17 protein-coding genes are annotated in these 22,531 nt (G+C 62.7%); 11 read left to right on the plus strand and 6 right to left on the minus strand.

What is annotated here, in order from left to right:
- Position 1: 1 nt before the first annotated feature.
- Positions 2-1,477 carry an ATP-binding cassette domain-containing protein gene (locus C2L71_RS10670; RefSeq protein WP_103265744.1) on the minus strand — a complete coding sequence of 492 codons (1,476 nt, stop codon included), beginning with the start codon at positions 1,475-1,477 and terminating at the stop codon, positions 2-4.
- Between the two features lie 609 nt (positions 1,478-2,086).
- Between C2L71_RS10670 and C2L71_RS10675 the strand changes: the two genes are divergently transcribed.
- From C2L71_RS10675 to C2L71_RS10690, 4 genes are all read left to right on the plus strand, one after another.
- Entirely contained in the window at positions 2,087-2,767 is a 681-nt protein-coding gene (locus C2L71_RS10675) for a SanA/YdcF family protein (protein WP_103265745.1), read from the plus strand.
- Between the two features lie 492 nt (positions 2,768-3,259).
- Entirely contained in the window at positions 3,260-4,792 is a 1,533-nt protein-coding gene (locus C2L71_RS10680; RefSeq protein ID WP_239926639.1) for an MDR family MFS transporter, read from the plus strand.
- On the plus strand, positions 4,789-5,265 hold the full coding sequence (locus C2L71_RS10685) for a CBS domain-containing protein (protein WP_103265746.1): 477 nt from the start codon (positions 4,789-4,791) through the stop codon (positions 5,263-5,265). Before C2L71_RS10680 ends, C2L71_RS10685 begins: the two co-directional genes overlap by 4 nt.
- 221 nt (positions 5,266-5,486) lie before the next feature.
- Positions 5,487-6,500 (plus strand): DmsC/YnfH family molybdoenzyme membrane anchor subunit, encoded by a 1,014-nt coding sequence (locus C2L71_RS10690; RefSeq protein WP_103265747.1) that lies wholly within the window; start codon positions 5,487-5,489, stop codon positions 6,498-6,500.
- Positions 6,501-6,566: 66 nt separating this feature from the next.
- Here C2L71_RS10690 and C2L71_RS10695 read toward each other — a convergent pair whose 3' ends face one another.
- Positions 6,567-8,186, minus strand: coding sequence for a helix-turn-helix transcriptional regulator (locus C2L71_RS10695; RefSeq protein ID WP_420841327.1), 1,620 nt, complete (start codon positions 8,184-8,186; stop codon positions 6,567-6,569).
- 253 nt (positions 8,187-8,439) lie between these two features.
- On the opposite strand from C2L71_RS10695, the gene C2L71_RS10700 reads away from it, so the two are divergent.
- The 6 genes from C2L71_RS10700 (at position 8,440) to C2L71_RS10725 (ending at position 15,254) form a co-directional block, all read left to right on the plus strand.
- Positions 8,440-9,378, plus strand: a complete 939-nt coding sequence (locus tag C2L71_RS10700; RefSeq protein ID WP_103265762.1) for a DmsC/YnfH family molybdoenzyme membrane anchor subunit — start codon at positions 8,440-8,442, stop codon at positions 9,376-9,378.
- A 279-nt stretch (positions 9,379-9,657) separates the two neighbouring features.
- The gene (locus C2L71_RS10705) at positions 9,658-12,054 is read left to right on the plus strand and encodes a DMSO/selenate family reductase complex A subunit (RefSeq protein ID WP_103265749.1); all 2,397 of its coding nucleotides are present in this window, start codon (positions 9,658-9,660) and stop codon (positions 12,052-12,054) included.
- 27 nt (positions 12,055-12,081) lie between these two features.
- Positions 12,082-12,702, plus strand: coding sequence for a 4Fe-4S dicluster domain-containing protein (locus C2L71_RS10710; RefSeq protein ID WP_103265750.1), 621 nt, complete (start codon positions 12,082-12,084; stop codon positions 12,700-12,702).
- A gap of 1 nt (position 12,703) precedes the next feature.
- Positions 12,704-13,564, plus strand: a complete 861-nt coding sequence (locus C2L71_RS10715) for a dimethyl sulfoxide reductase anchor subunit family protein (protein ID WP_103265751.1) — start codon at positions 12,704-12,706, stop codon at positions 13,562-13,564.
- A 106-nt stretch (positions 13,565-13,670) separates the two neighbouring features.
- Positions 13,671-14,312: a Tat proofreading chaperone DmsD gene (gene dmsD / locus C2L71_RS10720; protein ID WP_103265752.1), complete on the plus strand. Its 642-nt coding sequence runs from the start codon at positions 13,671-13,673 to the stop codon at positions 14,310-14,312.
- 6 nt (positions 14,313-14,318) lie between these two features.
- On the plus strand, positions 14,319-15,254 hold the full coding sequence (locus C2L71_RS10725; RefSeq protein WP_103265753.1) for a dimethyl sulfoxide reductase anchor subunit family protein: 936 nt from the start codon (positions 14,319-14,321) through the stop codon (positions 15,252-15,254).
- A gap of 87 nt (positions 15,255-15,341) precedes the next feature.
- Here C2L71_RS10725 and C2L71_RS10730 read toward each other — a convergent pair whose 3' ends face one another.
- Positions 15,342-18,881 carry an EAL domain-containing protein gene (locus C2L71_RS10730; RefSeq protein WP_103265754.1) on the minus strand — a complete coding sequence of 1,180 codons (3,540 nt, stop codon included), beginning with the start codon at positions 18,879-18,881 and terminating at the stop codon, positions 15,342-15,344.
- Between the two features lie 194 nt (positions 18,882-19,075).
- On the opposite strand from C2L71_RS10730, the gene C2L71_RS10735 reads away from it, so the two are divergent.
- A complete protein-coding gene (locus C2L71_RS10735) occupies positions 19,076-19,555 on the plus strand; it encodes a universal stress protein (protein ID WP_103265755.1) in 480 nt (159 codons plus the stop codon).
- Positions 19,556-19,656: 101 nt separating this feature from the next.
- On the opposite strand, the gene C2L71_RS12455 is transcribed toward C2L71_RS10735, so the two are convergent.
- The 3 genes from C2L71_RS12455 to C2L71_RS10750 form a co-directional block, all read right to left on the minus strand.
- Positions 19,657-21,105, minus strand: coding sequence for a helix-turn-helix transcriptional regulator (locus tag C2L71_RS12455; RefSeq protein ID WP_275664991.1), 1,449 nt, complete (start codon positions 21,103-21,105; stop codon positions 19,657-19,659).
- 38 nt (positions 21,106-21,143) lie between these two features.
- Positions 21,144-21,881 (minus strand): TorD/DmsD family molecular chaperone, encoded by a 738-nt coding sequence (locus C2L71_RS10745; RefSeq protein ID WP_103265757.1) that lies wholly within the window; start codon positions 21,879-21,881, stop codon positions 21,144-21,146.
- Positions 21,882-21,949: 68 nt separating this feature from the next.
- Complete coding sequence (locus C2L71_RS10750; RefSeq protein ID WP_103265758.1) at positions 21,950-22,531, minus strand: 4Fe-4S dicluster domain-containing protein; 582 nt, start codon at positions 22,529-22,531, stop codon at positions 21,950-21,952.

Here is a 22,531-nt window from a genome sequence, read left to right on the forward strand (position 1 = left end):
ATCATCTCGCGTTCACACGCCCTTCTTCGACGGTCCAGCGGATGCTCGTGCAGGCGTCCAGGAAAGCCTCGTCGTGCGAGACGACGATGAGCGCGCCGGGGTACGCGGCAAGAGCTCGCTCAAGCGCTTCTGCTGAATGGAGGTCCAGGTGGTTCGTGGGTTCGTCCATCACAATGAGAGACGGGCCGTCGAGAACCCCCTCGGCCAACATGAGCTTGCGCATCTCGCCGGGGCTGACGTCGCGGCCGGCCAGGATGCGCTCGGCGCTCGAATTGAGCTGCGTGACAAAGGAGAGCAGCCTGCCGCGTCGCATCTCATCGGCGTCATGCAGGCGTGCGAGAACGCGGCCGGCCTCGTCCCGTTCCACCTCCTGGGGAATGACAAGCGTGGGCACGTCGGCGGGAAGCTGCTCGAGCACATGCCGCACGAGAGTGGATTTGCCGCCGCCGTTCGGCCCGCTCACGCCCACGTGGTCGGTGTGACCCAGCGTTAGCTTCGGCAGCTGCAGGCTTCCTTGGCCGCAGGCGATGTCGTGCTCGTCCATGAATAGGAGCGTCGCGCGTGGATGGGGACGCGCATCCATCCAGAGCGATCCATCGTAGCGTTTCGCGATGCGGATGGCGGCGGCCTTTTCGCTCGCCCGGGCAGCGCGGGCGTCCATGCGCGAGGCGAGCACGCCGGCCTGGCCGTCTTTTCCAGAGTACACGGCCAGTTGCCTACGCACCCGTCCGTCACGGTCGTGCCTGTCCAGATGCCGCGCGCTCAGGCGGCTGGCCGTGCGCGCTGCCAGGTGCGCTCGGGCGTCGGCTTCCGACGCGAGGCGCGCGGCCTCGCGCTTGGCGGCCTCTTTGCAAGCCGATGCCTCGACACGCTCGCGCTCCTGCTCGCCATGCGCCCGGTCATAGCCGCCGGGGCGCATGGTCCAACTGCCTGCTTCGTGCATGAGGCAACGATCCGCCAGCCGATTCAACAAGGCGCGATCGTGCGAGATGAGCAGGCCGATGCCGCGAAAGCCTTCGAGCGCGTCCGCGAGGGCATCGCGGCAGGGCGCGTCGACATGGTTCGTAGGCTCGTCGAGCGCCAGCACGGTGGGATTCTGCCAGAGCGCACACGCCACCTGGAGCTTCTTTTGCTCTCCGTAGCTCAAGGCGCCGAATCGCCAGGGCATGTCGTCCTCGATGCCAAGGCTCTCGCGCAGGCGCTGGGCTTCGCGGGAGAAGTCGCAGGCAAAGTCTTCCAGCATCTCAGGCGGGGTGGACGCGTCCTGAGGGCAGTACGCGGCCGACAGGCGCGGGAACGTCGAACCGGAATCGGGTGCGAGCAGACCGCAGGCGATGCGCGCGAGCGTGCTCTTGCCGCAGCCGTTGTCGCCTACGATGCCGCACCAGCCTTCCGCAAACGTGGCGGATACGAGGTCAAGCGCCGGTGCAGGCGAGCCGGGGTAGGTGTAGCGGATGTCGTGCAAAGTGAGAACCATGGAGGCCTCCTTCGTGAAGGGGCCTGTGCGGATGCTCGCGGGCGGCATGCGTGCGAAGCGCGTGAGGGAGAGGGCGGGATGCCTATGAAGCTGCGATGCGGATCCGCGCAAGCCCGGCGCCATGCAACGCCAAGGGATACGTCGAGATGGGGGCATCGCTACAACTTCATGTATCGCTCTCCTTGCAGAAGCGGCCGCTTGGCATTGGGGCGGCTGCGGGGTGATGATGCCGTCCAGTGTAGCATGCGTCGGGATATGACGGCAAGTTGCACGTTCCTATGCCCATGCCGATGCGATACCGGATCGAGCGATCCGAGAGTTTGCTTGTCGGCGGACTATGCTGCATGCCTGCATTTGAGCGGGGAAGATGGATGCCGGCGCGCAAAGGCCGTCGAAAGGCAGAGGACCGAAGGCTTATTCTCGTCAACGGCGGCCAGCATACTCCGTCTCCGTATGCTCGGCCCATTCGGCACTTGCGCTTCGGGGGCAAGATCTTTGCACGCAGGCACCGTCTTCGCCCCGCAATTTGCGTGGATTCGGCTTCGAGTTTCGATGGCGAGGCGGCTTGCTCCGTTCGGGCGTGCAGCGTCTTTGCTATCATCGGGATCTATGAGCGCTCATGGAAACAAACGGTGGTTGAAGCGTGCGGCTGGCGTGCTGCTTGTCGGCGCGGTTGCGGCTGCCCTTGTCGTTGCGTGCACGAACGCCGCAGTGATCGCGACCTCGAAGCCCGCCATCGTCAGTATCGAGGAGACGACCGCCTACGATGCCGACGCCATCGTGGTGCTGGGCGCTTCAGTGCTCTCCGACGGCACGCCGTCTCGCATCCTGCAGGATCGTCTCGATGTGGCCATCGAGCTGTATCTTGCTGGAGCAGCGCCCAAGCTCATCATGAGCGGCGACAACAGCACGGTGTCATACAACGAGGTCAGAGGCATGAAGAACTACGCTATCTCGCAAGGCGTGCCGAGCGAGGACGTGTTCTGCGACCATGCCGGGTTCTCCACATACGAGACCATGTATCGTGCCAAGCATGTATTCGGAGCCGAGCGCATCATCATTGCGACGCAGACCTACCATCTGTACCGCGCAATCTACGACGCCAACGGGCTGGGCATGGAAGCCGTGGGGGTGGCGAGCGACTCCCGTTCATACAGCGGTCAGACGTGGTACGATCTGCGCGAGATCCCCGCTCGCACCAAAGACTTCTTTTATGTGATCGCGCAGACGCCCTCGACGTTCGTCGGCGACTCTATCAGCCTGCACCAGTCGGGCGACGTCACAGACTAGCACGTTGGTCCGACCGCCCTGCCGGTTGGAGTATCGCGCTCGACTGCATGAGCGGGATTGTGAAATTCGCTTGAAGCGGTGCACTTTCTCGGAACCACGGGGGGTTGCGGCTCCGCTATACTTGCCCGTCATGCAATCGACTTCCTTCGCATATTCCTTGGCTGCCGGCCGCCGTCGGCGCGCCTGTTCGGGCGCGTTCCGTTTGGCGGGCGAGGTAGGCCCGGGCGTGTGGAAAGGCAGCTTGTGAGCGCGCACGCACGTTTCATCGCGCCGCTCGATACGCAGCTTTTCAGCATGAGAGCGTAGGCCCTCGGGCCGTTCGGCCTTTCGAGAGCTTCGCTGCGACCGCGTGCGAATTTCCATCTCCAACGTTCCATACGGTACATACCCTGTCGACGGCCTCGCGATAGCGTCTCGGCTGCGTTCCGTCTGTACGCTTGGCTGCGTACGCCGTCAGGCCTGTCGACGTGCGATTAGGAAGATGATGTCATTTTGAACGAGCAACAATTGATAGCCCAACAGCACAAGGTAACCCGCAAGGAGATCACCGTCATCGGCATCGTGCTGGCCGGTGCGTTCCTCGCCATCCTGAACCAGACCGTCCTGTCGCCCGCGTTGCCGAAGCTGATGGACGCGTTTTCCATCTCGGCCGGCACTGCGCAGTGGGTGACGTCCATCTACATGCTGGTCAACGGCATCATGGTGCCTATCACCGGGTTCCTCATCGACCGTTTCTCCACGCGCAAGCTGTTCTTCGTCTCGCTCGTCTCGTTCATCGTGGGCACGGCGCTGTGCGCGGCGGCCCCCTCATTCGAGCTCCTCATCGTGGGCCGTGTGCTGCAGGCGGCCGGCGCAGGCGTGCAGCTGCCGCTCGTGGGCGTGGTGCCCATGCTCATCTTCCCGCCCGAGAAGCGCGGCACGGCCATGGGCATGGCCGGCATCGTGATGAGCTGCGCGCCGGCGGCCGGCCCCGTGCTGGCCGGCGGCATCATCGACGCGTGGGGCTGGCGCATGATGTTCTGGGCGATGATCCCGCTGGCCATCCTCGTGCTGGTGGTGAGCTTCTTCCTGCTCACGAACGTGGGCGAGCTCAAGCGCCCGCACCTCGACGTGCCGTCCATCATCCTGTCCACGTTCGCGTTCGGCGGTCTGCTGTATGGCTTCTCCAGCGCCAGCACGCTGGGTTGGGGCCATGCCGTGGTCATCGGCAGCATCGTGGTAGGCGTGGTCGCGCTCGCGTGGTTCATCCATCGCCAGCTGTACATCGACGAACCGCTGCTGCAGCTGCGCGCCCTCAAGACGCCCACGTTCGCGTACTCGGCCGTCATCGTGACGGTGGTCAACTCGGCGCTGGCCGTGGGCAGCGTCATCCTGCCCATCTACCTGCAGAACGTTTTGGGACTGACGGCGTTCGAAACCGGCATCCTCATGACGCCCGGCGCCGTGGCCACCATTTTCCTCAGCCCTATCAGCGGCATGCTGTTCGACAAGTTCGGCCCGCGCGTCATCGCCATCGTGGGACTGACGGGGCTCACCGCCTCGCTGGCGGCGCTGTCCTTCGTCGACGACAAGACGATGGTCGCGTACCTCGTGGTGTTCTACGTCATCCAATCCTCGGGGCTGACGCTGGCGAACATGCCGGTGACCACCTGGGGCATCAATGCGCTGTCGAACGACATGATCGCGCACGGTAACGCCATCAGCAACACGGGTCGCCAGGTGGGCGGCGCGGTGAGCACGGCGCTCATCGTGACGGTGATGACCATGGTGACTGCGGCGAACGCCGAGGCTGGTCCTGTGCTGTCCACGGCGGCGGGCATCGACGTGGCGTACGGCATCTCTGCGGCGGTGGCGGCGGTCGCGCTGATCATCGCCATCTTGAAGGTGCGCAATCCTAAGAAGCCGCTTGTGCAGGCAGGGGCGAAGGCGCCGTCTGCCCGACCGGACGAAGGCGCGACGGGGACTGTGGCGGTCGCATCGTCGACCGCATGCATGGAGGAAGCGACGGAAGGAGCTGGACGATGAGCCAGACGATCGGCGACATCATGGAGCGGGACGCGTTCACGTGCCGCTACGACCAGACCCTCGGCGAGGTGGTGGCCCTGTTCAACGAGCTGGGCACGAGCGGCCTCGCCGTGGTGGACGAAGAGCTCCACGTGGTGGGGTTCATCAGCGACGGCGACATCATGAAGGCGGTGGCCGCGCAGAAGACGCGCTCCATCTTCGGCGGCGGCTACGCCAACATGGTGCTGTACGACAACGAGTCCTTCGAGGAGAAGGCTCGCGCGCTCAAGCATCGCAACGTCATGGAGCTGGCCGTGCAGAAGGTGCTGTGTGCCACGGCCGACCAGACCGTGGGCGAGATCGCCGACGTGCTGGCGAAGAAGAAGTTCAAGAAGGTGCCGGTCATCGACGAGGACGGCAGGCTCATCGGCGTGGTGCGCCGCGCCACCATCACGCGCTACCTGTTCGACGTGTTGTTCGGCGAGGAGGGGTAGGCTGCGAGCGTCAAGGTTACTGCGAACGCCCGCAGATCGCGCACTTTTTACAACCGAATTCACCGGCACAGGCATCGTACGCTCATCGCGGATTCGCTTCGAAGCGGAAACATCTGAGAGGAATCGAGACGAGCGCCGCGACAGCATCTTCTCGAGTGCCTACGATGGCCGCACTGTTCCTGCGACCTAAGAGCGTTCGGCTCTGAGGAGGTTGATGCCCAATGGATTTGGTGTACATGCAACTACCGCTCGTGTTCTTCACGGCGGCCGCGCCCATGGCATCGGGCGCATTCATCGGTTTGGCCTGTGCGTTTCTCACAACGCGTTTTTCGGTCGACACGCTGAGGCGTATCGACCGCTGGACGCTTCTGCCTCTGGCTATCCTCGCCGTCGGGGTCGTTGCCGCTGTCGTATTCCTCGCTTCTCCGCAAAGCGAGCTTCTGGTTATCCAGGGGATCGATCCCGGAGCGTTCGGGTTTGCGGCGTTCATGGCGGTCGCATTCGCCGTCGTGGCTCTGGTGTACTGGATCGTTGCGATGATCGGACGCCTGTCATATGGAGCGCGTAAAGCGTTTGCCACGGTTGCGGCCGTATCGGCCGTCGTGTATGCGGTTTCCATCGGCGTGGCCTACATGATGTCGGCTGTGCCGCTGTGGGCATCCATCATCGTGCCCATCGGGTTCGCCGGCTTCAGCCTGGCAAGCGGCGTCCCGCTGGGCATGCTCGTGCTGGCGCTGGCGAAGGCGCTTCCCGAGGCGCGGGCGACCCGGTTCGGTGCAACCGCTCTGGTTGTTGCGCTCGTGGGCACCGTGGCGGCCATCTTTGCAGTGACGGTGCAGCTCCTCAATGCGCAGGCCACGATAGCTGCATTCTTCCCGGGCGCCGACGCCGTGCCGGGCTCGTGGGTGTGGCTCATCGTATCCATCGCGGGCTTCGTCGCGACGCTGGCGCTGATGCGCGGCTCTCTGAACGGTCCGCGCGTGGAACGTTCCGCCGCTCCTCTCGGCAGTACCGCCGGCGCTGCCGCCATGCCATGGGATTCCGTCGATGCGCTGGACGACGATCCGATTTCACGTCGCGATGATGCCGGCTTCCGCGTGGTTGGCGCCGAGCGCGCACGTGCGGACGTTGACGCCGATGCGGTGTCGGCTGTGCCGATGCTGGTAATCGCCAATGTCGTCGTGCTCGCAGCCCTTGTCGCGGCTCGCGTGCTGTTCTACGCCCTGCAGTTCTAAGCGCGGTATCGCTATATGCTCTCGGCCCCTCCCGGAAGATAGCCCATCGGGAGGGGCGCTTTGTATTCAGGAAGCGGAAGGCGGCTTTGGCCGCATGCAATCCGTCAGATCGCGCGGGTCGAAGGAATCCACGAGATCGAGCAACTCCTGTTTCTTGTGGATGGCGAGCTTTGCGTAGATGCGCTTCGAATGCGTACGAATGGTATTCTCCGACACGACGAGGTCCTCGGCGATGCGTGCAACCGTGTTTCCGCGTGCGATGAGCTCCATGACCTCAGTCTCGCGGGCGCTCAGACGGTAATGCCGCTGAAGGAGGGCAGCCTGCTTCGAAATGCGGTCCTGGTACGTCGGCTCTCCCAGGCCGCGCTTTCGTGGGACATCGGGTGTCGTGGACGGCGTCGTGCGGGCGCGCTCTCCTCGAAATCCGCGCGCTTTCATGTCGGCATCGTGACGTTTGCGCGAGTCGTCGAGCGCTTCCGGCGGTCGTAATGCGACGAGCTCGATGCTGGCTGCGTCGTTCTCGCGTCCGAGGACCTTGCGAAATCCGCCCTGACCGACGAAGTACATGAGTCCTAGAAGGTACAAGGCAACAAGCGCAACGACTGCAAGAGGGGCGATGCCCATGATGGTGATCTGCTCCGCGAACGTGCCGCCCAAGAGCCCGGCATCGTGGAGCGTGTACACGATGCCTCCGAAAAACCCGTAGATGAAGATGGGGTTGATGCCGCGGTCGCGCGACGCTTGGGCGCACTGGATCATCATGAGCATGATGGCTGCGCTGTAGACGGCGTATAAGATGGCGGCCAGCCAGCGAGCGTAGGGCAGGGGCAAAAACGGCAGCAGCAGAAACGACGTGATCACGAACGGGAAGACGATGCGGTAGGCGCCCACCACGTTGAGGCGCAGGTTCTTGAATCGCCATAGTGCGAGCACGACGACGGCGACAACAAGTGACCCGCCCATTGAAAGCGCATTCACGAGTGAGCCGACCTGCGGCTCGCCGATTGCCAGCGAACGCATGATGCCCGTGCAGAATCCGAGCGCCCCCACGCACAGCGCACTGCGCCAATAGTCGTGCAGGACGCGTCGGTAGACGTTTGGATGCTCGCGCGGCACGTCCTGGAACATGGCCTGATCCCGGTCGATCTGTCGACTTTTCAGCACAATGGTGAGGCCGAACAGCGGAAGGAACACGAGTGGGATGAGGAATGCCGTCACAGCCACGGGAATAAGGTACAGCGAGAAATACAGCACGGACGCATACGCCGTTCCCACGATGAGGTCGCGATTGCCGGCATCGGAATCCTGGCTTGCGAACAGACGCTGCCATAGCATGTAGAATCCCGCTGATCCCAATCCCAGCTGCGCGCCGCCTGCGATCACGAGAGCAAGCGCGTATTCTTCAAGGTAGATGGCGGCGATGAGGCATCCCCAGCCAGACAGGTAGGGGATCGTCGCCAGCCGCACGAGGAAGGAGCGCGTCGGCCCTGGCAGGAAGTATACGCCCAGCGCGCTGGCGAAATAGCTTGCGGAGAAGACAAGCGCCTGGGCGAGAAAGAACCAGAACACGATTTCCTGAGTCTGGAACTCGAGCGGCAGGAACGGGAACACGCCTCCCCAGACACCGGCGGCATTGATGGCCAAGAAGAGCGCGTAGCCAAGTGACGTGACATTTGGCTTAAGCATACGTGCGAGGGTGCTGACTGCCACGGCGGCTCCTTGAGAATCCGATGCGCATGATGCGCGCGGGCGTCTTCGCGCGAGCGTTCGCCCGTGCGTGCGGCAAGTATACCCGACTTGTCGCTTGACGCGGTGCGCACGCCGCGTCAACGCCTTCCTGAACTTTTCGACGGTGCGGGCAGGGAGGGCGCGCGCACTTTAGCATGGTGGCAGACGATTACTGCAAAGGGATCTCGCAGATCCCAGGAGGTGCATGCTCATGGAACTAGCCACACTACAACTACCCATGGTGCTCTTCACGACGCTCGTGCCTATGGCGTCGGGGGCGTTCATCGGCCTCGCCATCATGTTTTTCACAACGCATTTCTCTGATGCATGCCTCAAGCGCATTGATCTCTGGACGCTGCTGCCGATCGGCATCACGGTCGTGGGCTTCATCGCCGGCGTGGCTTTCCTGGCGGATCCGCGCAGTGCCGTCACCGTGTTCCAGGGCATCGATGCGGGCTCCATGATCGTGCTGTCCATCATCGGATCGCTTCTGGGCTTTTTGAGCGTAGTGTACTGGGTGATCGCGGGAGCGGGCATGCTGTCGTATCGGCCGCGCATGGTGTTCGCTGCTGTGCTCGGCGCCTCTGCGCTCGTCTATTCGCTTGCCATCGGCGCCATCTACGTGGGTTCCTCGGTGCCTACCTGGAACTCAGTGCTCGTGCCTATCGGCATGATGGGCTTCTGCGTGGCGGGAGGCGTGCCGCTTGGGGTGCTCGTCGTTGCGCTCGCCGGCGGCTTGCCCGCTGCTCGCACAACCGCGTTCTCCACTGCAGCCTTTGCGATCGCGCTTGTGGGCGCGGTGGTGGCCGTATTCGCCATTGCGGCCCAACTGCTGTTCGCTCAATCCATCTTCTCCTCTGCGCTTCCCGGCGTGGACGCGGTGCCGGGCGCGTGGGTGTACGTGGCTCTTTCCGTGATCGGCTTCATCGTTATGCTCGCAAGCCTGCGCGCGACATTGCGCCCGAACGGACGCTCGGCTGCGCCGGTTGGCAGGACGGCGGGGGCGGCTGCAGCCATGCCATACGGAATGGTGGAAGAGTCCGAGCCGGTGGGCGTGCGCGCTGCCGTGCCGCTGCTGCTTGTGAGCAACGTGGCGGTGCTCGCGGCCATTTTCGTGGCCCGCATGCTGTTCTACGCGTTGCAAGTGTAGAGGAGCAACCGATTGATTCCGGGGCCCGCAGCGATGCGGGTCCTTTCGCGTGGGGGAGCGCGAATGCGGTCCGATCTGATACCATGACATGTTGAAACATATTTCTGATCAGGTCTTTCAAGAAATTCCCACGTTTTATGTGACAAGCTCTTGCACGAGTGCGAGTATGGTTTCCCCGGTTTCAGACCGGTATCGGCACCGTGAGGATGCCGAGCGGTTCCGCAGCGCGTCCGATAATCTAACGTGACGCGCGGATCGCATGGAAAAGGGGGAACACCTATGCAAGAATCGATGCCGCGCATAAGCCGACGCTCCTTCGTGAAAACGACGGGTGCGCTCGGAGCGCTGGCGGCGGCGGGTGGTGCTGCGACGGCGACGGGTTCTCTGTTCGGCGTCGGAGCCGCGCATGCCGACGCCGACGCGCCGGACGAGGTGGTGTGGGGTCACTGCGCCATCAACTGCCCGAGCCGTTGTCCGCTCAAGTTTCACGTGAAGGATGACGAGATCGTTTGGGTGGAGGCCGACACATCGTCCGACGCTGCGTTCGAAGACCGCCAAGCGCGCGCCTGTTTGCGCGGACGCTCCTATCGGCGTTGGATGAACAGCCCAGATCGTCTGAGCTACCCGCTCAAGCGCGTCGGCGCTCGCGGCGAGGGCAAGTTCGAGCGCATCAGCTGGGAAGAGGCGATCGACACCATCGCCGGCGAGTTGACTCGCGTGATCGAGTCGTACGGCAACGATGCGGTGTACATCGACTATGCGACCGGAGTCGAGGGCGTAACCACGGGCCAGCCGTTCCAGCGCCTGCTCAACCTGTGCGGCGGCTACCTCGATTACTATGGCAGCTACAGCGCGGCGCAGCTGGCGTACATGCAGGCGACGGTGTTCGGCGCATCCGGCGGAGGCAGCGCGCTCAAAACGGCTGAGGACGCCGAACTCGTTCTCGTATTTGGCAGCAGCCCGATCGAAACGCGGCAGGGAGGTCTGCACACCCACTACGATTACGTGGCCCTTCGCGAGAAGACAAAAGGGAAGATCATCGTCATCGATCCCCGCTTCAACGATTCGCTTTCAGGTCATTCGGATCAGTGGCTGCCCATCAACCCGGGAACGGACGCAGCGCTTGTTGCGGCGATCGCGTACGAGCTTATCGCCGCAGATCGCATCGATGTGGACTTCTTGCATACATACTGCTCTGGCTTCGACGAGGAGTCCATGCCCGAAGCCGCGCGCGGCAAGCATCTCAGCTACAAAGACTACGTGTTGGGCGAAGGCTACGACAAGGTGGAGAAGTCGCCCGAATGGGCCGCTCCCATCACCGGCATCGACGCGGACGCCATTCGCGCGCTTGCTGCCGAGATAGCCGAGGCATCTCCGTTGTTCGTCACACAGGGCTGGGGTCCTCAGCGGCGCAGCAACGGAGAGTGGAATTTCTGGTCCATCTGCCTGCTTCCCCTGCTCGTGGGCCAAGCGGGCAAGCCGGGTACGAACAACGGCAATCGTGAGAGTCGCTTCATCATTCCTCTGACCGACTTCCCCTCGGGCGAGAATCCCGTTGAGGCGTCCATCTCGTGCTTCCTGTTCACAGACGCCATCGACCACGGCACGGAGATGACCAAGACGAAGGACGGCGTGCGCGGTGCGGATCGTCTGTCCAACAACATCAAATTCCTCATCAACTACGCAGGCAACTGCCTGACGAATCAGCACTCCGACATCAACAAGGCCCACGACATCCTGGCCGACGAGTCGAAATGTGAGTTCATCCTGGCCGTCGACACGGTCATGTGCGACTCCGCGAAGTACGCCGACATCCTGCTGCCCGACCTCTTCCGCTCGGAGCAGGTGTCGCTGGCCAGCACCGGCAGCAATACGGCCTACATCGTGACGGCCCAGCCGTGTACGTCGCCGAAGTTCGAGCGCAAGACGGCCTATGAGATGTGCGAGATGCTGGCCGAGAAGCTGGGCGTGCGCGACGAGTTCACCGAAGGCAAGACGCAGGCAGAGTGGATCGAGGAACTCTACGAGGCCGACCGCGAGGAGGACCCCGAGCTTCCCAGCTATGCCGAGCTCGTCGAGATGGGGGTGTACAAGCGGGAGCGTCCCGGCAATATCGCGCTCGACAAGTTCGTCGCCGATCCGGTGGAGAACGCGCTCGCCACGCCTTCGGGGAAGATCGAGATCTTCTCGCAGAAGATAGCGAAGGCCATGGAGGAGTGGGAGTTCGCCGAAGATGAGACGGTGTACCCCGTCCCCGCCTACGTTCCCGAATGGCACGGCGTCGAGACCACGACCGACGAATTCCCGCTCGCCCTCTCCGGTTTCCACTATCGCGGACGCGTGCATTCCTCGTGGGGGAGCATCGAACTGCTCAAGGAGGCCAACCCCCAGGAGCTTTGGATCAATCCGGTTGACGCCGAGTCGCGTGGCATCAAGCAGGGTGATCGGGTGTCCGTGAAAAACGAGTTTGGCGAAACGCAGCTGCTTGCAAAGGTGACGCCGCGCATCGTTCCCGGGACCGTGGCGATGGCGCAGGGAGCCTGGCACGACGCCGACATGCAGGGCGATCGCATCGACCGCGGAGGCTGCATCAACACGCTCACGACCCAGCGCCCCTCGCCTCTGGCGAAGGGCAATCCCCAGCATAGCAACATCTGCAACGTATCGAAAGCCTAAGCGCGCCAAGAAAGGAGATGATCGACGATGAGCCAGTACGCATTCCATTTCGACGGCACGCGCTGCACCGGTTGCAAGACGTGCGAGTTCGCTTGCAAGGACTTTCGCGACTTGCAGGTGGGTTTCGCGTATCGCAAGGTGTACGAGGTGACGTACGGGGAGACAACCAAGGACAGCAACGGCTGCTTCGCCACCTCGTGCACGAGCTATCCGCTTTCTCTGGCGTGCAACCACTGCGACGATCCAGCGTGCACGCACGTGTGCCCGACCGGGGCCATGCACAAGGACGCCGAAACGGGACTCGTGTCCGTGGACGCAGAGAAGTGCGTCGGCTGCGGGTACTGCCATATGGCCTGCCCCTACAATGCGCCGAAGGTCGACCGCGAGAAGGGGCACTCCGTGAAGTGCGACGGCTGCGCCGAGCGTGTGGCTGCTGGCCGCAAGCCGGTATGCGTCGAGGCCTGCCCGGCCCGCGCGCTCGATTTCGGCATCGCGGAGGACATGGCTGCGAAGGGCGAGCGGGCTGCCATCGCGCCGCTTCCCGAGCCGTCGTACACGAATCCGAACCTGTACGTCAAGCCTTCCGTTGACGCCCTGCCCGCAGGCAGCGCCGACGGCAAGGTCGTTAATCCCCTGGAGGTGATGTAGCATGGAGGCCGCTTTCGCAGAACTGCCTTTGGCGCTGTTCACGACCCTGGCCCCGATCGGCGCCGGCGCGTTCGTCGCGCTTGCGATCGCCTTGCTCACGACGCCGTTCAGCGACGAGCAGCTCAAGCGCATCGATCGAATGACGCTCATCCCGCTCGTAGTGGTGATCATGGGCTTCGCGGCGTCGTTCTTCCATCTTGCATCGCCGCTCCATGCTCCCGGTGTGTTTGCGGGTGTAGGGGGTTCGCCGTTGTCGAACGAGATCCTCGTCGGAGCGATTTTCACGGTGCTCGCTGTCGTCTACGTCGTCTGCGCGCTGACCGGCAGGCTCTCAGGCGGAGCGCGGAAGGTGCTCGTGGTCGTCGTGGCGGCGTCGGCACTCGTGTTCGCCTGCTTCACGGGGCTTGCCTATGTGATGGAGACCATCGCGTCGTGGAACAGTCCGCTTTCTCCCGTCCAGATAGTCGGTTTCGCCCTTGCAGGTGGCATCGCGCTCGGCACGCTCGTCCTGGCGCTTTCCGGAGCGTTGCCGACTGCGCTTCAGGGAGCGTATAGGCAGGCGGCCCTGATCGTGGTGGTTGCAGGCGCCGTGCTTGCTCTCGTCGGATTGTGCGGCCAGGCTGCGCTCGTGGGCAGTCTGGCCAACCCGCACGTGGCGGGCGCCGATCTCGTGGCTGCGGCCATGCCGTGGCTTGCAGGCGCCGTCGTCTGCCTCGTCCTCGGATGCGCTGCGACGGTCGTTGCGCTTCGCGGGCGCAGTGCCGTCGTTGCAGCGGTCTCGGCCTCGACGCTGGTCGTCGTGGGTGTGTTCGTTGCGCGTCTCGTGTTCTATGGCTTGCAGCTGTCGGTGGGGCTGGCCTAGGCGTTCGAGGCTGTTTTCGAAGCGGAAGGCAGGGTGCGCTACAATGGGGGCGCATCCTGTCTTCTTACCGATTGCGTGCACCGTGCACGACCACAAGGGGGGTTCGATGAACGACAACGATACCATGATGGAAGCCGTGGCCTTCGTCGGGGAGACGCTCGCCCCGTTCTTCCTCCAGGATCCGCGCACGGGTGATGCGGGTCCTTCCTTCCAGGTGCTGTCTGCTCTCGATGCGCCCATCGCGGCAGCCGAATGGCCGTTCGTCGACGAGGTGGTGGCGCGCGATACGCTCTGCCTCATGGTCGAAGGTCTTTCCGCAGGCGTCGATGATGACGCCCTTGTCTGGGAGTATCGCCGCCTATTCGTCGGGCCGGCGGCGAAGCCGGCTCCTCCATGGGGTTCGGTCTACACCGATCGGGAGTGCGTGGTGTTCGGCGCGAGTACTCTCGCTTTGCGCCAGTGGATGCGCGATCAGGGCATCGAGCGCACGACCGACGATCGCACGCCGGAGGATCATATCGGCCTCATGCTCGCTCTGATGGCATGGATTGCGCGCAATCGGCCCGAGGTGCTCGACGAATATCTGCGCGAGCATCTGCTTACCTGGTCATCGCACTTTCTCGACGCGTTAGCCGCCGCATCAGAGCACCCGTTCTACGAAGGACTCGCGCGCTTGACCAAGGCAAGCCTCGAGGGCATTCGCGACGAGTTGGGCATCGATGTCGTCTACTCGAGGTTTTTCCGGTAGGCTGGCATGGTCTCGGGTATCGACACGGCGCTCGGTGAGATCACGCTCGTGTTGTTCACGACGCTGGCCCCTTCGGGCGTTGTCGCGTTCGCCATCATGGGGCTATTCATCGTGCGAGGCGGCCTGTCAGACGAAGCCCACCGTCGCATTGATCTGTTCCTCGCCATCCCTCTCGTCGTTTCCATGGTGGGGCTGGTTGCTTCGGCGACGCATCTCGGGAATCCGGCAAACGCGCTTTTCGTGTTCATGGGCGTGGGGCGGAGCCCGCTTTCGAATGAGGTGTTCTGCGCTGTCGTGTTTCTGCTGCTGGCCGGCGTGTACTGGCTGTATTCATTTGCCGAACGGCCGCACCGTGCGGTGCAGCGGGTTTGGATGGCGCTTTCGATTGTGGCCGGAATCGTGTTCGTGACCTCTGTTGCGTTCGCGTACAACGCCGAGACCATTGTGTCGTGGTACACCGTCTATGTTCCGTTGGGCCTCTGGCTTAATGCGCTGACAGGGGGTCCGGTGCTGGCGATGCTCGGTCTGCGGGCGGCGGGATGCGCGTCGGCGGAGGGACGGTGCGGTCGCATGCTGGTGCTCTGCTCGGTTGCCTCGCTTGCGGCGAACATGATGGTCTATGCGATGCAGGCTTTCCAGCTGCCCTATCTGGAGAACTCGTTTACGACGGCGGCCGAACTCGTGCCCTGCTACGGGGGTATGATCGCGGCGTTCGGCGTGCTGGGCGGTGCGGGGATAGCGCTCGTGGCGCGTACGCTGCGAGACGGCGACCCGTCTGCGTCGCGGGAGGATGGCGACGTGCGCGGTTTCCCAGACAGTCGGCGTGATGCCCTTCGCTTGACGGTGCGCTCCGCGTGGGCCAGCGCCCTCGTGCTGGCTGGCATCTTCGTCATGCGGTTCGCGTTCTACCTGATGCACATGACGGTCGGCCTTGGCATTTGAGCGCTGTTGCGAGGCCATGCGCATGGCGCAGCGCGGTCGCGTCCTTTTCTGAGGGCATGCCCGGCCGCGGCTCTTCGTTGCGGGACATTACGCGGAAGCGTTCTTGCGGCTCGTTTCGCCCTCGTCGCGATCATGTGCGGTTATGTGGGGCTGCATACCGGTCTCGTACAAACGGAACTGTGCTTTACCCTCCGATTTTGCCTGATAGAGAGCCGCATCGGCCCGCTCGTAGACCGTGGTAAACCGCGTGCCGTGCTCGGGTACCATTGCGACGCCGGCCGATACGGTCAGCGCGACGGTTGCGCCGGGACCCGCCTCGGTCTCCCAGGTTTCCGTGCAGAGCCCGCGCACACGTCGCTCGATGTCATCGTAGCCGATGTCGTTGCAGTAGACGATGAACTCGTCGCCGCCCCAGCGGCAGATCAAATCTTGCTTGCGGAAAGCGGCCTTCAGGTGCTGCCCGATACCGGAGAGCACCCGGTCGCCCATGAGATGGCCGTAGCCGTCGTTGACGTTTTTGAAGTCGTCGAGGTCGACAATGACGAATGCTCCGGTCTTCCCGTCGTTGATGGTGGCGGCGAATGCGTCAGGTATGCGGGCCGATGCGGTCTGGCGGTTGAGCAGCCCGGTAAGGGAATCGCGTTGAGCCTGGTCGGCAAGCCGCAACTCGCGGCGTTTACGCTCGTCGATGTCGATGACGTAGAGATAGGCGTACACGTCGTCGCTTTCGTCAAAACGCATGAGATGGTAGCGGAGCTCCGCCCAGCGCTCCTGCGGCGCAGCGCCTTCGCGTGCTCCTGCGGTGTTCTGCGGAGGGCAGGCATCCGATGAGGGCGCATCCGGGCGCTCTGCCGGGTCGGAAAGCCGTCGGTACTCCATAACGTGCGAGGAAAACCCTTGAGCGAAGCGGGCGAGCATATCGTCGAGATTCAGGAACTCCGCGACGGCTTCATATCCGCCGGCTGGTCGTACGCCGGCTCCGATGGTCGCTCTCAGGTCGTAGTCCAACCAATCCACGAACCGCATATCTAGCTTTGCGCCGAGCAGCTCCCGATCGAAGGCGTTCAGAAAGCTTCCGCGCGTCACGTTGAAGCACCAATGATGGGCCGATTGCGCGTTGAGCAGTTCGAATAAACGTGCGTCGCTGTTGACGGACCCGATGATCGAGAGCTCGCGCTGCCGTTGCTCCGTGACGTCTTCCACGGCCGCGTAGAACAGTCGCCGATCTTCCTGGCGGCTCAGGAAGAACACCCTCAACTTTAACCACATGAGCTCGCCGTTCAGGCGGTAGCGCCTGATGGTGCCTTCGGCTCCCGATATCGGATGCTGTTCGGCCGCATCGAACAGAGACAGCATGGCATCGCGGTCCTCGGGATGCGTCTGCTGCCAGATGCAGGTCTGCCGCTCTTTCAGATCTACCGGGTTGCATCCTGTGACGTGGTAGTATTCGTTGTTAACCTGCATGAGCTCGTACCGGTCGTCGTACACCGCGTACACGGCCATGCCTCCGATGAGATTGTCCACGATGGTGCGGCTCATGGCGTCTTCGTGAACGAGCGCGTCCACATCGATGGTATCGACCATAGGACTCAGCACGCCTCGGTAGTCGACGACATCCTGATCCTGTATGAGTTCTTCGAGCGATTCGGTGCTCATCGGTCGGTAGAAGTAGTAGCCCTGCGCGTAGTCGCATCCGATGCTCTTCAGGAATTCCACCTGATCGGCCGTTTCCGCACCCTCCGCGATGATGCGGAGGTCCATGAGGCGGGCCATAGACACGATGGTTTCGAGAATGCCTTCGCCACGCTGGATATTGTGCTGGCGGTTCAGGAAGTTCATATCGATCTTGATGACGTCGACGGTGATGTCCTTCAGCATGTTGAGCGACGAATAGCCGCTGCCGAAGTCGTCCATGAGAATGGTGAACCCCAGCTCCTTCAGTTCGTTGACTGCCTGCGTCATCCGCTCGTCCTCGGCATAGGCGCTCTCGGTGATCTCCAGCTCAAGCAGCCCGCGTTCGATGCCGTAGAGATTCACGAGGCTTTCGATGGTGTCGACGACATCGATGGCGTAAAGGTCGGCACGGGAAATGTTGACCGATACGGGAAGCGGCGTGCCACCGCGATCGAGCCACGACCGGATGTGGCGGCACGCTTCCTCCCAGACGTACCGGTCGAGGTTGGCGATGAATCCGGTGCGTTCGAGGATGGGGATGAACGCACCGGGCATGACAAGGCCGCGCTCGGGATGGTTCCAGCGCACAAGCGCCTCCAGGCCCACGATGCGGCTCGTGCGCGTGCTGCATTGCGGTTGCCAGTGCAACACGAACTCGCGGTTCTTGAGAGCCTGCCTGACTTCAAGCAGGGTCTTCGTCTCGTCTTCCATCTCCTCTGACATAGACGGCTCGTACCAGGCAATGCGCTTGCCGTACACGCTCTTCACCGAGTTCATGGCGATCATGGCATGGTCGCAGGCGGTGACGATGGCATCTCCGTTGCCCTCAACCGGGCATACGCCCGCCAACGGCTGGAAACCGAGGGCGTCTTCGGAGGCGAGAGGCTTTCTTCGCAGATCCTCGTCGATAAGGTCTTGCGTGGCCGTTCCTTGTGGGAGGATCAGGGCAAAGTCGTCGCCGCCCAAATAGCCGGCGACACCGCCCTCGCGCGTCAGCCGCGCTATGCTTTCCGCGACAGATTGCAGCGCCTCGTCGCCAGCCTCGCGCCCGTACCATTCGTTGAAGAGCTTAAAGTGCTCGATATCGAGGTAAACCGCCTCGTAGCGCTTCGAAGGGTTGTCCGCCACGAATTCGTGAGCTTTACTGAAGAACGTGCTTGCGTTGTACAGTCCTGTCAGAGGATCGCGTTCTTTGAGAAGCAGCATCTGCGCATCCTGGGCGCGCGCTTCTCGTTCGCGGACTTCGTCGTCGATATCCGATATGAAGCACATGACCACCGTCTCGCCGCCTTCGCCGCGCTTCACGGACACGATGGTCTGCGCCGCCCAACCCCATCCGCCTGCGGTGAGCAGCTTGCGGAACTCTGCACGTAGCGCGCCGCCCGACTGCTCGATCCGTTCGAGCAGGGTCTCGAAATTCCAGAACTCGATGAATCGGGCACGGTCTTCGGGGTGGATCATGTGCTCGAGCACGTCAGCGAACATGACATCGAGCGCGCCGGCGGACGGCGGCATGACGTACTTGTCGGGTTCGCTGTAGAGCACTTTGTACGCGTTGCCGGTGACATTGATCTCGAACAGCTCGTCATATGACGAAGGCTCGCTGAGCGTTGCGAACAGGCTGCGGCTGCTATCGTCGACCGACCGACCCGAGAATAGCACGCAGGGCCCCTCGTCAAGCCATTCCAATTCGACGCACGTGATCTCGTACCATTGATCGAGCCGCTCGCTGTAAATGACGGTCTGATTCACACTCGCGTGCGTGTCGGCCTGCCAAGGGCAGTCGTGGCAGGGCTCGGATGCGCCTCGGAAGCATTCGTAGCAGAGCGCTCCGATGCGCCCTCCGGGAAATACCCGTCGCGAGGCTCGATCCATATAGACGACCCGGTAGGATCGGTCAATGACGTAGGTGTGGCCCGGCTGCGGTGCTTGTCGGTTTGCGTCGGCCGGCATGCGCGCTCCTTTTCTCGATCTTGTCCATATTGTAGGGCCTTGCTGCTCGGTTGTGCCTGCCAATCGCAAAAAGCTTCGCATGCGGCACGCGTCGGCGAGGTTGAACGCGCCTGCGATAGTGCACGAGGATCGCCGTGCACGCAGCGCCGCGAATGTGCGATACTGGATGTGTGATGCGGCGGGAAGGAGACGTCATGAAGTTCGCCAACATCCTGGTTCCCTTCGACAATTCCGAGCATGCCCAAAGCGCTCTGCGCATTGCGCTCGACCTTGTCGGGGACGAGGCGTCTGCTGAATTGCACGTGATAACCGTGCTGCCGACGGCAACGCTGGCCGCGACCTATGACGCTTCGGGGAATCCGCTCGCGCGATCGGCGCTCAGGTTCGCGAACTACGATGTGTACGAAAACGTGATGGGCAGCATCTTGAGCAATGCGAAGGAAGAGCTGCTCGATAGCATCGGCGATGCGCTCGATGAGGTATCCTGCTCGGTTACGGTAGAGGCCGTGGTATCCGCCTCGCCAGCCGACGGCATCACCGAATACGCCGAAGATCATACCTGCGATCTTATCGTTATGGGCCGGCGGGGCCTGGGAGCATTGCGGGGCATGCTCGGTAGCGTCAGCTACGCGGTGCTTCGAAACGCGGATATGCCGGTGCTCACGGTGAAATAGCGTAAGGCCCGTTTTATCGGGCCGCACGCTCTGCGGCTTTGCATTGCAGGTTTTGGCAAAGGTGTTCCGGCGGCGTCGTTCCGGCACCGATTATCCGGCGTTCAGCTGTTCTCCAAAAACGCCGCGAGTTCGCTTCGGCTGTGCACGCCCAGCTTCCCGTAGATGCTCTGGACGTGAGCGCGCACAGTGTTGATGCTGATGAGTAGCTCGTCGCGTATGTCCCTATTGCTGCGCCCACGTGCGAGCATGATGAGCACGGTCAGCTCGCGGTTCGAGAGGCTGTATTCGGCGGCCATGCGTTCACACAGGTTGCGCAGGTGCTCCTGGCGCGCTTTCTCGAAGTCGATCCCTTCATGTTCGTACGCTTCGGGCGAATCGTTCACAGCTGATTCGACGAGGTTCGCGAGGCTGCGGTTCGAGAAGACGAGGGTGATTCCCGCGACCAGCAGCATCACTGCTACGATGATGCAGATGAGAAAGATGCCGTTATCGTATAGGGAGGGAAGGAAGCTATACCCGATGGCGTAGCCCAGCACGGTCCCTCCGATGAACGAGAAGCGCCCGAATGCCATGATCTTCATGCGAATGCCCCGGTGCTGATACGCGGCGGCCGCGATGAGGCACCATGATATGATGTCGAAGACGATGTACAGCATATTCACCGGGATGAACAGGAGCGGCGAATCGGCCCCGATGACGAGCGAGACCAGCACCGCGATGACCACGCAGAACGTGAGCAGGTAGTACATGCGCTCCACCAAGCGGTAGGACAGGCCCAATGCGGCGACGCATGTCAGAACCATGCAGCCTATGAGCGCCCAGAACAGCGTGATCTGAGGATAGTCAAACCCCGTCGACTCGCTGAACATCGTTTTCGTGATGCCGGTGATGAGGGCGAATAAGCAGAACACGATGGAGAAGCGCCAGAAGTCATGCGGCACGGCTTCTGGCGGATCGTTTTGCAGCTTTTGGCAGTATTTCCTGAGAGAGGATCCCGATCCGGTGAGAAGAAGGGCGCTCAGCAGCAGCGGCACGGCAACGAACAGGACGACGGAGTAGCCGAACGGCACGCCGATACCGAGGAACCAGACAAGAAGGGCAAGAGAGCTCGAAACCGCGACGTAGAGCAGCGTGCGTCGTGCTCCCTGCTCGCTCAGCAGATAGGCGAGCCTCAAGGTGAGAAGCGAAGTGCCTGCTCCGGCAGCCAGGCATCCTGCGATGAGGAGCTGCTCGCTTCCAGCACCTTGCGTGGAGAGAACCATCAGAAGATCGCCCAAGGCGGCGATGCATCCGGCTAGTGGAATAGTCCATCGGCGATAGAGCATCGCGCAGACGTGCTTTTGAAAGAGAAAGCACAGCAGGAACGCTGCTACCGATACGCTGTTGGGCACCACGAATATAAGCAGAGGCGCTCGCTCGCTTGCAAGGCTCCAGTCTATCCAGGGGTTTCCGTAGAAAGCCAAATATACCCAGGCCAGCAAGAACGTGAAACTGAGAAGCTGCAGATTCGGCCACCGTTTCCCCACCTCTGCGAATACGCTCTTCCGCATGCGGAACGCCCCTTCCACGTGCTGCGAAACCTCCCTCGTCAGGGCTTCGCCATCTCTCGGGCCCTGCCCTCCCATAGAGGCCGGATCTCCTTCGCCAAGCTGCCGCAGGCCCGCGCGAACCGGACGAGCAACCGTGCGCATACAGCATAGTACCCCTGCGGGGCGTCGCAGCTGAGCGCGCGCGAAAAACGGGGGAGCCATGTCAGAAGATGCTCGTTGACGATTCGATCCATGCCTATTGCAAGAGACGACAGGGCGGGGTAATCTGCACGAGCGCCGTTCGCAATGGTTTCTTGCGCCCGACTCGAAACAAGATAGAGGAAGGCGAGCTCTAAGGCCACGTGATCGTCCGCCACGGCGGGATAGCGCGCCGGCAGCGCGCCCTGCGAGCGATACAGCGCGCGCACCTCAAGGGTCGAGTTCTGCAAAAGCAGGCGGTCCTCCCCCCGATAGACCGACTCCCATGGCGGGGCCGGTAGACGCGCGGGGCCTATGAACAGGCGCGTGTACTCCATCTTCAGGCGCTCGACGGCTTCGTCTCTGCGGTCGGCGGTGCGTGCGAGAAACGCGTGGGCGTCGGCCGTGGTATCGCCTTCGTCCAGCGACATCATGCGGAAGGCGGCCTCGACGGCGGGACTGTGCAGCGCCGCGAGTTGAGCGGCCGTCGGTTCGACGCCGAACACACTTTGGAAGGTCCTCGCGAGCACCGCCTGGGCGGAAAGCCGTTCCGCAAGATCGGAAGGCGTGCAGGTACAATGCGTGCTGGTCGTATGCATGATGGCTCCGATCGTGAGGGCGCGCCGCCCTTGAATGCGGGGCGGCGCGCAGGGAGGAAGGAGGGGTCTTAAACGAACTTCTCGGCGAATGCGCTCTCGAGCGCGGCGGGCCGGGGGTTGATGCGCAGGGAGGGCGCCGTCTGATCGGCTGAAGGCAGGATGGGCAACTCGTCGACCACGCTGTCCCCGTGAATCTTCTGCAGTTCGTCGACATCGCCGAACTCAAGACAGCGCATGAGGCAGGCGTCCACGCATACCGGGTTGCCTCCCTGATCGCGCACGTCTTTGCATGCGTCGCACTTCCTGACGACGTTCTCTTCCTCGAAGTACTGCGGCTCCCCGTAGGGGCATGCAGCGACGCATGCCTTGCAACCGATGCACGTCTCCTCGTCGTATTGCACGGTGCCGTCGTCCTCGTCGATGTGCATCGCACCGACGGGGCAGCTGGCTACGCAGGCCGGACTGAAGCAGTGGTTGCATGCACCTGAGTAGTGATAGAATCCGGGGCGGGGGTAGTCGCCCGTTTCGAACGAACGCACGACGCGGTAGCTGATGCCCGCAGGAAGGCCGTTCTTGTCCTTGCAGGCCACCTGGCAGGTTCTGCATCCGATGCAGAGCGTGCTATCGAAGTAAAAACCGAGTTTTCCCAT

Source organism: Enteroscipio rubneri (assembly GCF_002899715.1).
Taxonomy (GTDB): Bacteria; Actinomycetota; Coriobacteriia; order Coriobacteriales; family Eggerthellaceae; genus Enteroscipio; species Enteroscipio rubneri.

What these genes read in the sequence shown, in the direction of transcription:
- C2L71_RS10670 (WP_103265744.1), bottom strand. Translation starts at nt 1,477, where the DNA reads ATGGTTCTCACTTTGCACGACATCCGCTACACCTACCCCGGCTCGCCT.
- C2L71_RS10675 (WP_103265745.1), top strand. Translation starts at nt 2,087, where the DNA reads ATGAGCGCTCATGGAAACAAACGGTGGTTGAAGCGTGCGGCTGGCGTG.
- C2L71_RS10685 (WP_103265746.1), top strand. Translation starts at nt 4,789, where the DNA reads ATGAGCCAGACGATCGGCGACATCATGGAGCGGGACGCGTTCACGTGC.
- C2L71_RS10690 (WP_103265747.1), top strand. Translation starts at nt 5,487, where the DNA reads ATGGATTTGGTGTACATGCAACTACCGCTCGTGTTCTTCACGGCGGCC.
- C2L71_RS10695 (WP_420841327.1), bottom strand. Translation starts at nt 8,186, where the DNA reads ATGCTTAAGCCAAATGTCACGTCACTTGGCTACGCGCTCTTCTTGGCC.
- C2L71_RS10700 (WP_103265762.1), top strand. Translation starts at nt 8,440, where the DNA reads ATGGAACTAGCCACACTACAACTACCCATGGTGCTCTTCACGACGCTC.
- C2L71_RS10705 (WP_103265749.1), top strand. Translation starts at nt 9,658, where the DNA reads ATGCAAGAATCGATGCCGCGCATAAGCCGACGCTCCTTCGTGAAAACG.
- C2L71_RS10710 (WP_103265750.1), top strand. Translation starts at nt 12,082, where the DNA reads ATGAGCCAGTACGCATTCCATTTCGACGGCACGCGCTGCACCGGTTGC.
- C2L71_RS10715 (WP_103265751.1), top strand. Translation starts at nt 12,704, where the DNA reads ATGGAGGCCGCTTTCGCAGAACTGCCTTTGGCGCTGTTCACGACCCTG.
- dmsD (WP_103265752.1), top strand. Translation starts at nt 13,671, where the DNA reads ATGAACGACAACGATACCATGATGGAAGCCGTGGCCTTCGTCGGGGAG.
- C2L71_RS10725 (WP_103265753.1), top strand. Translation starts at nt 14,319, where the DNA reads ATGGTCTCGGGTATCGACACGGCGCTCGGTGAGATCACGCTCGTGTTG.
- C2L71_RS10730 (WP_103265754.1), bottom strand. Translation starts at nt 18,881, where the DNA reads ATGCCGGCCGACGCAAACCGACAAGCACCGCAGCCGGGCCACACCTAC.
- C2L71_RS10735 (WP_103265755.1), top strand. Translation starts at nt 19,076, where the DNA reads ATGAAGTTCGCCAACATCCTGGTTCCCTTCGACAATTCCGAGCATGCC.
- C2L71_RS12455 (WP_275664991.1), bottom strand. Translation starts at nt 21,105, where the DNA reads ATGCGGAAGAGCGTATTCGCAGAGGTGGGGAAACGGTGGCCGAATCTG.
- C2L71_RS10745 (WP_103265757.1), bottom strand. Translation starts at nt 21,881, where the DNA reads ATGCATACGACCAGCACGCATTGTACCTGCACGCCTTCCGATCTTGCG.
- C2L71_RS10750 (WP_103265758.1), bottom strand. Translation starts at nt 22,531, where the DNA reads ATGGGAAAACTCGGTTTTTACTTCGATAGCACGCTCTGCATCGGATGC.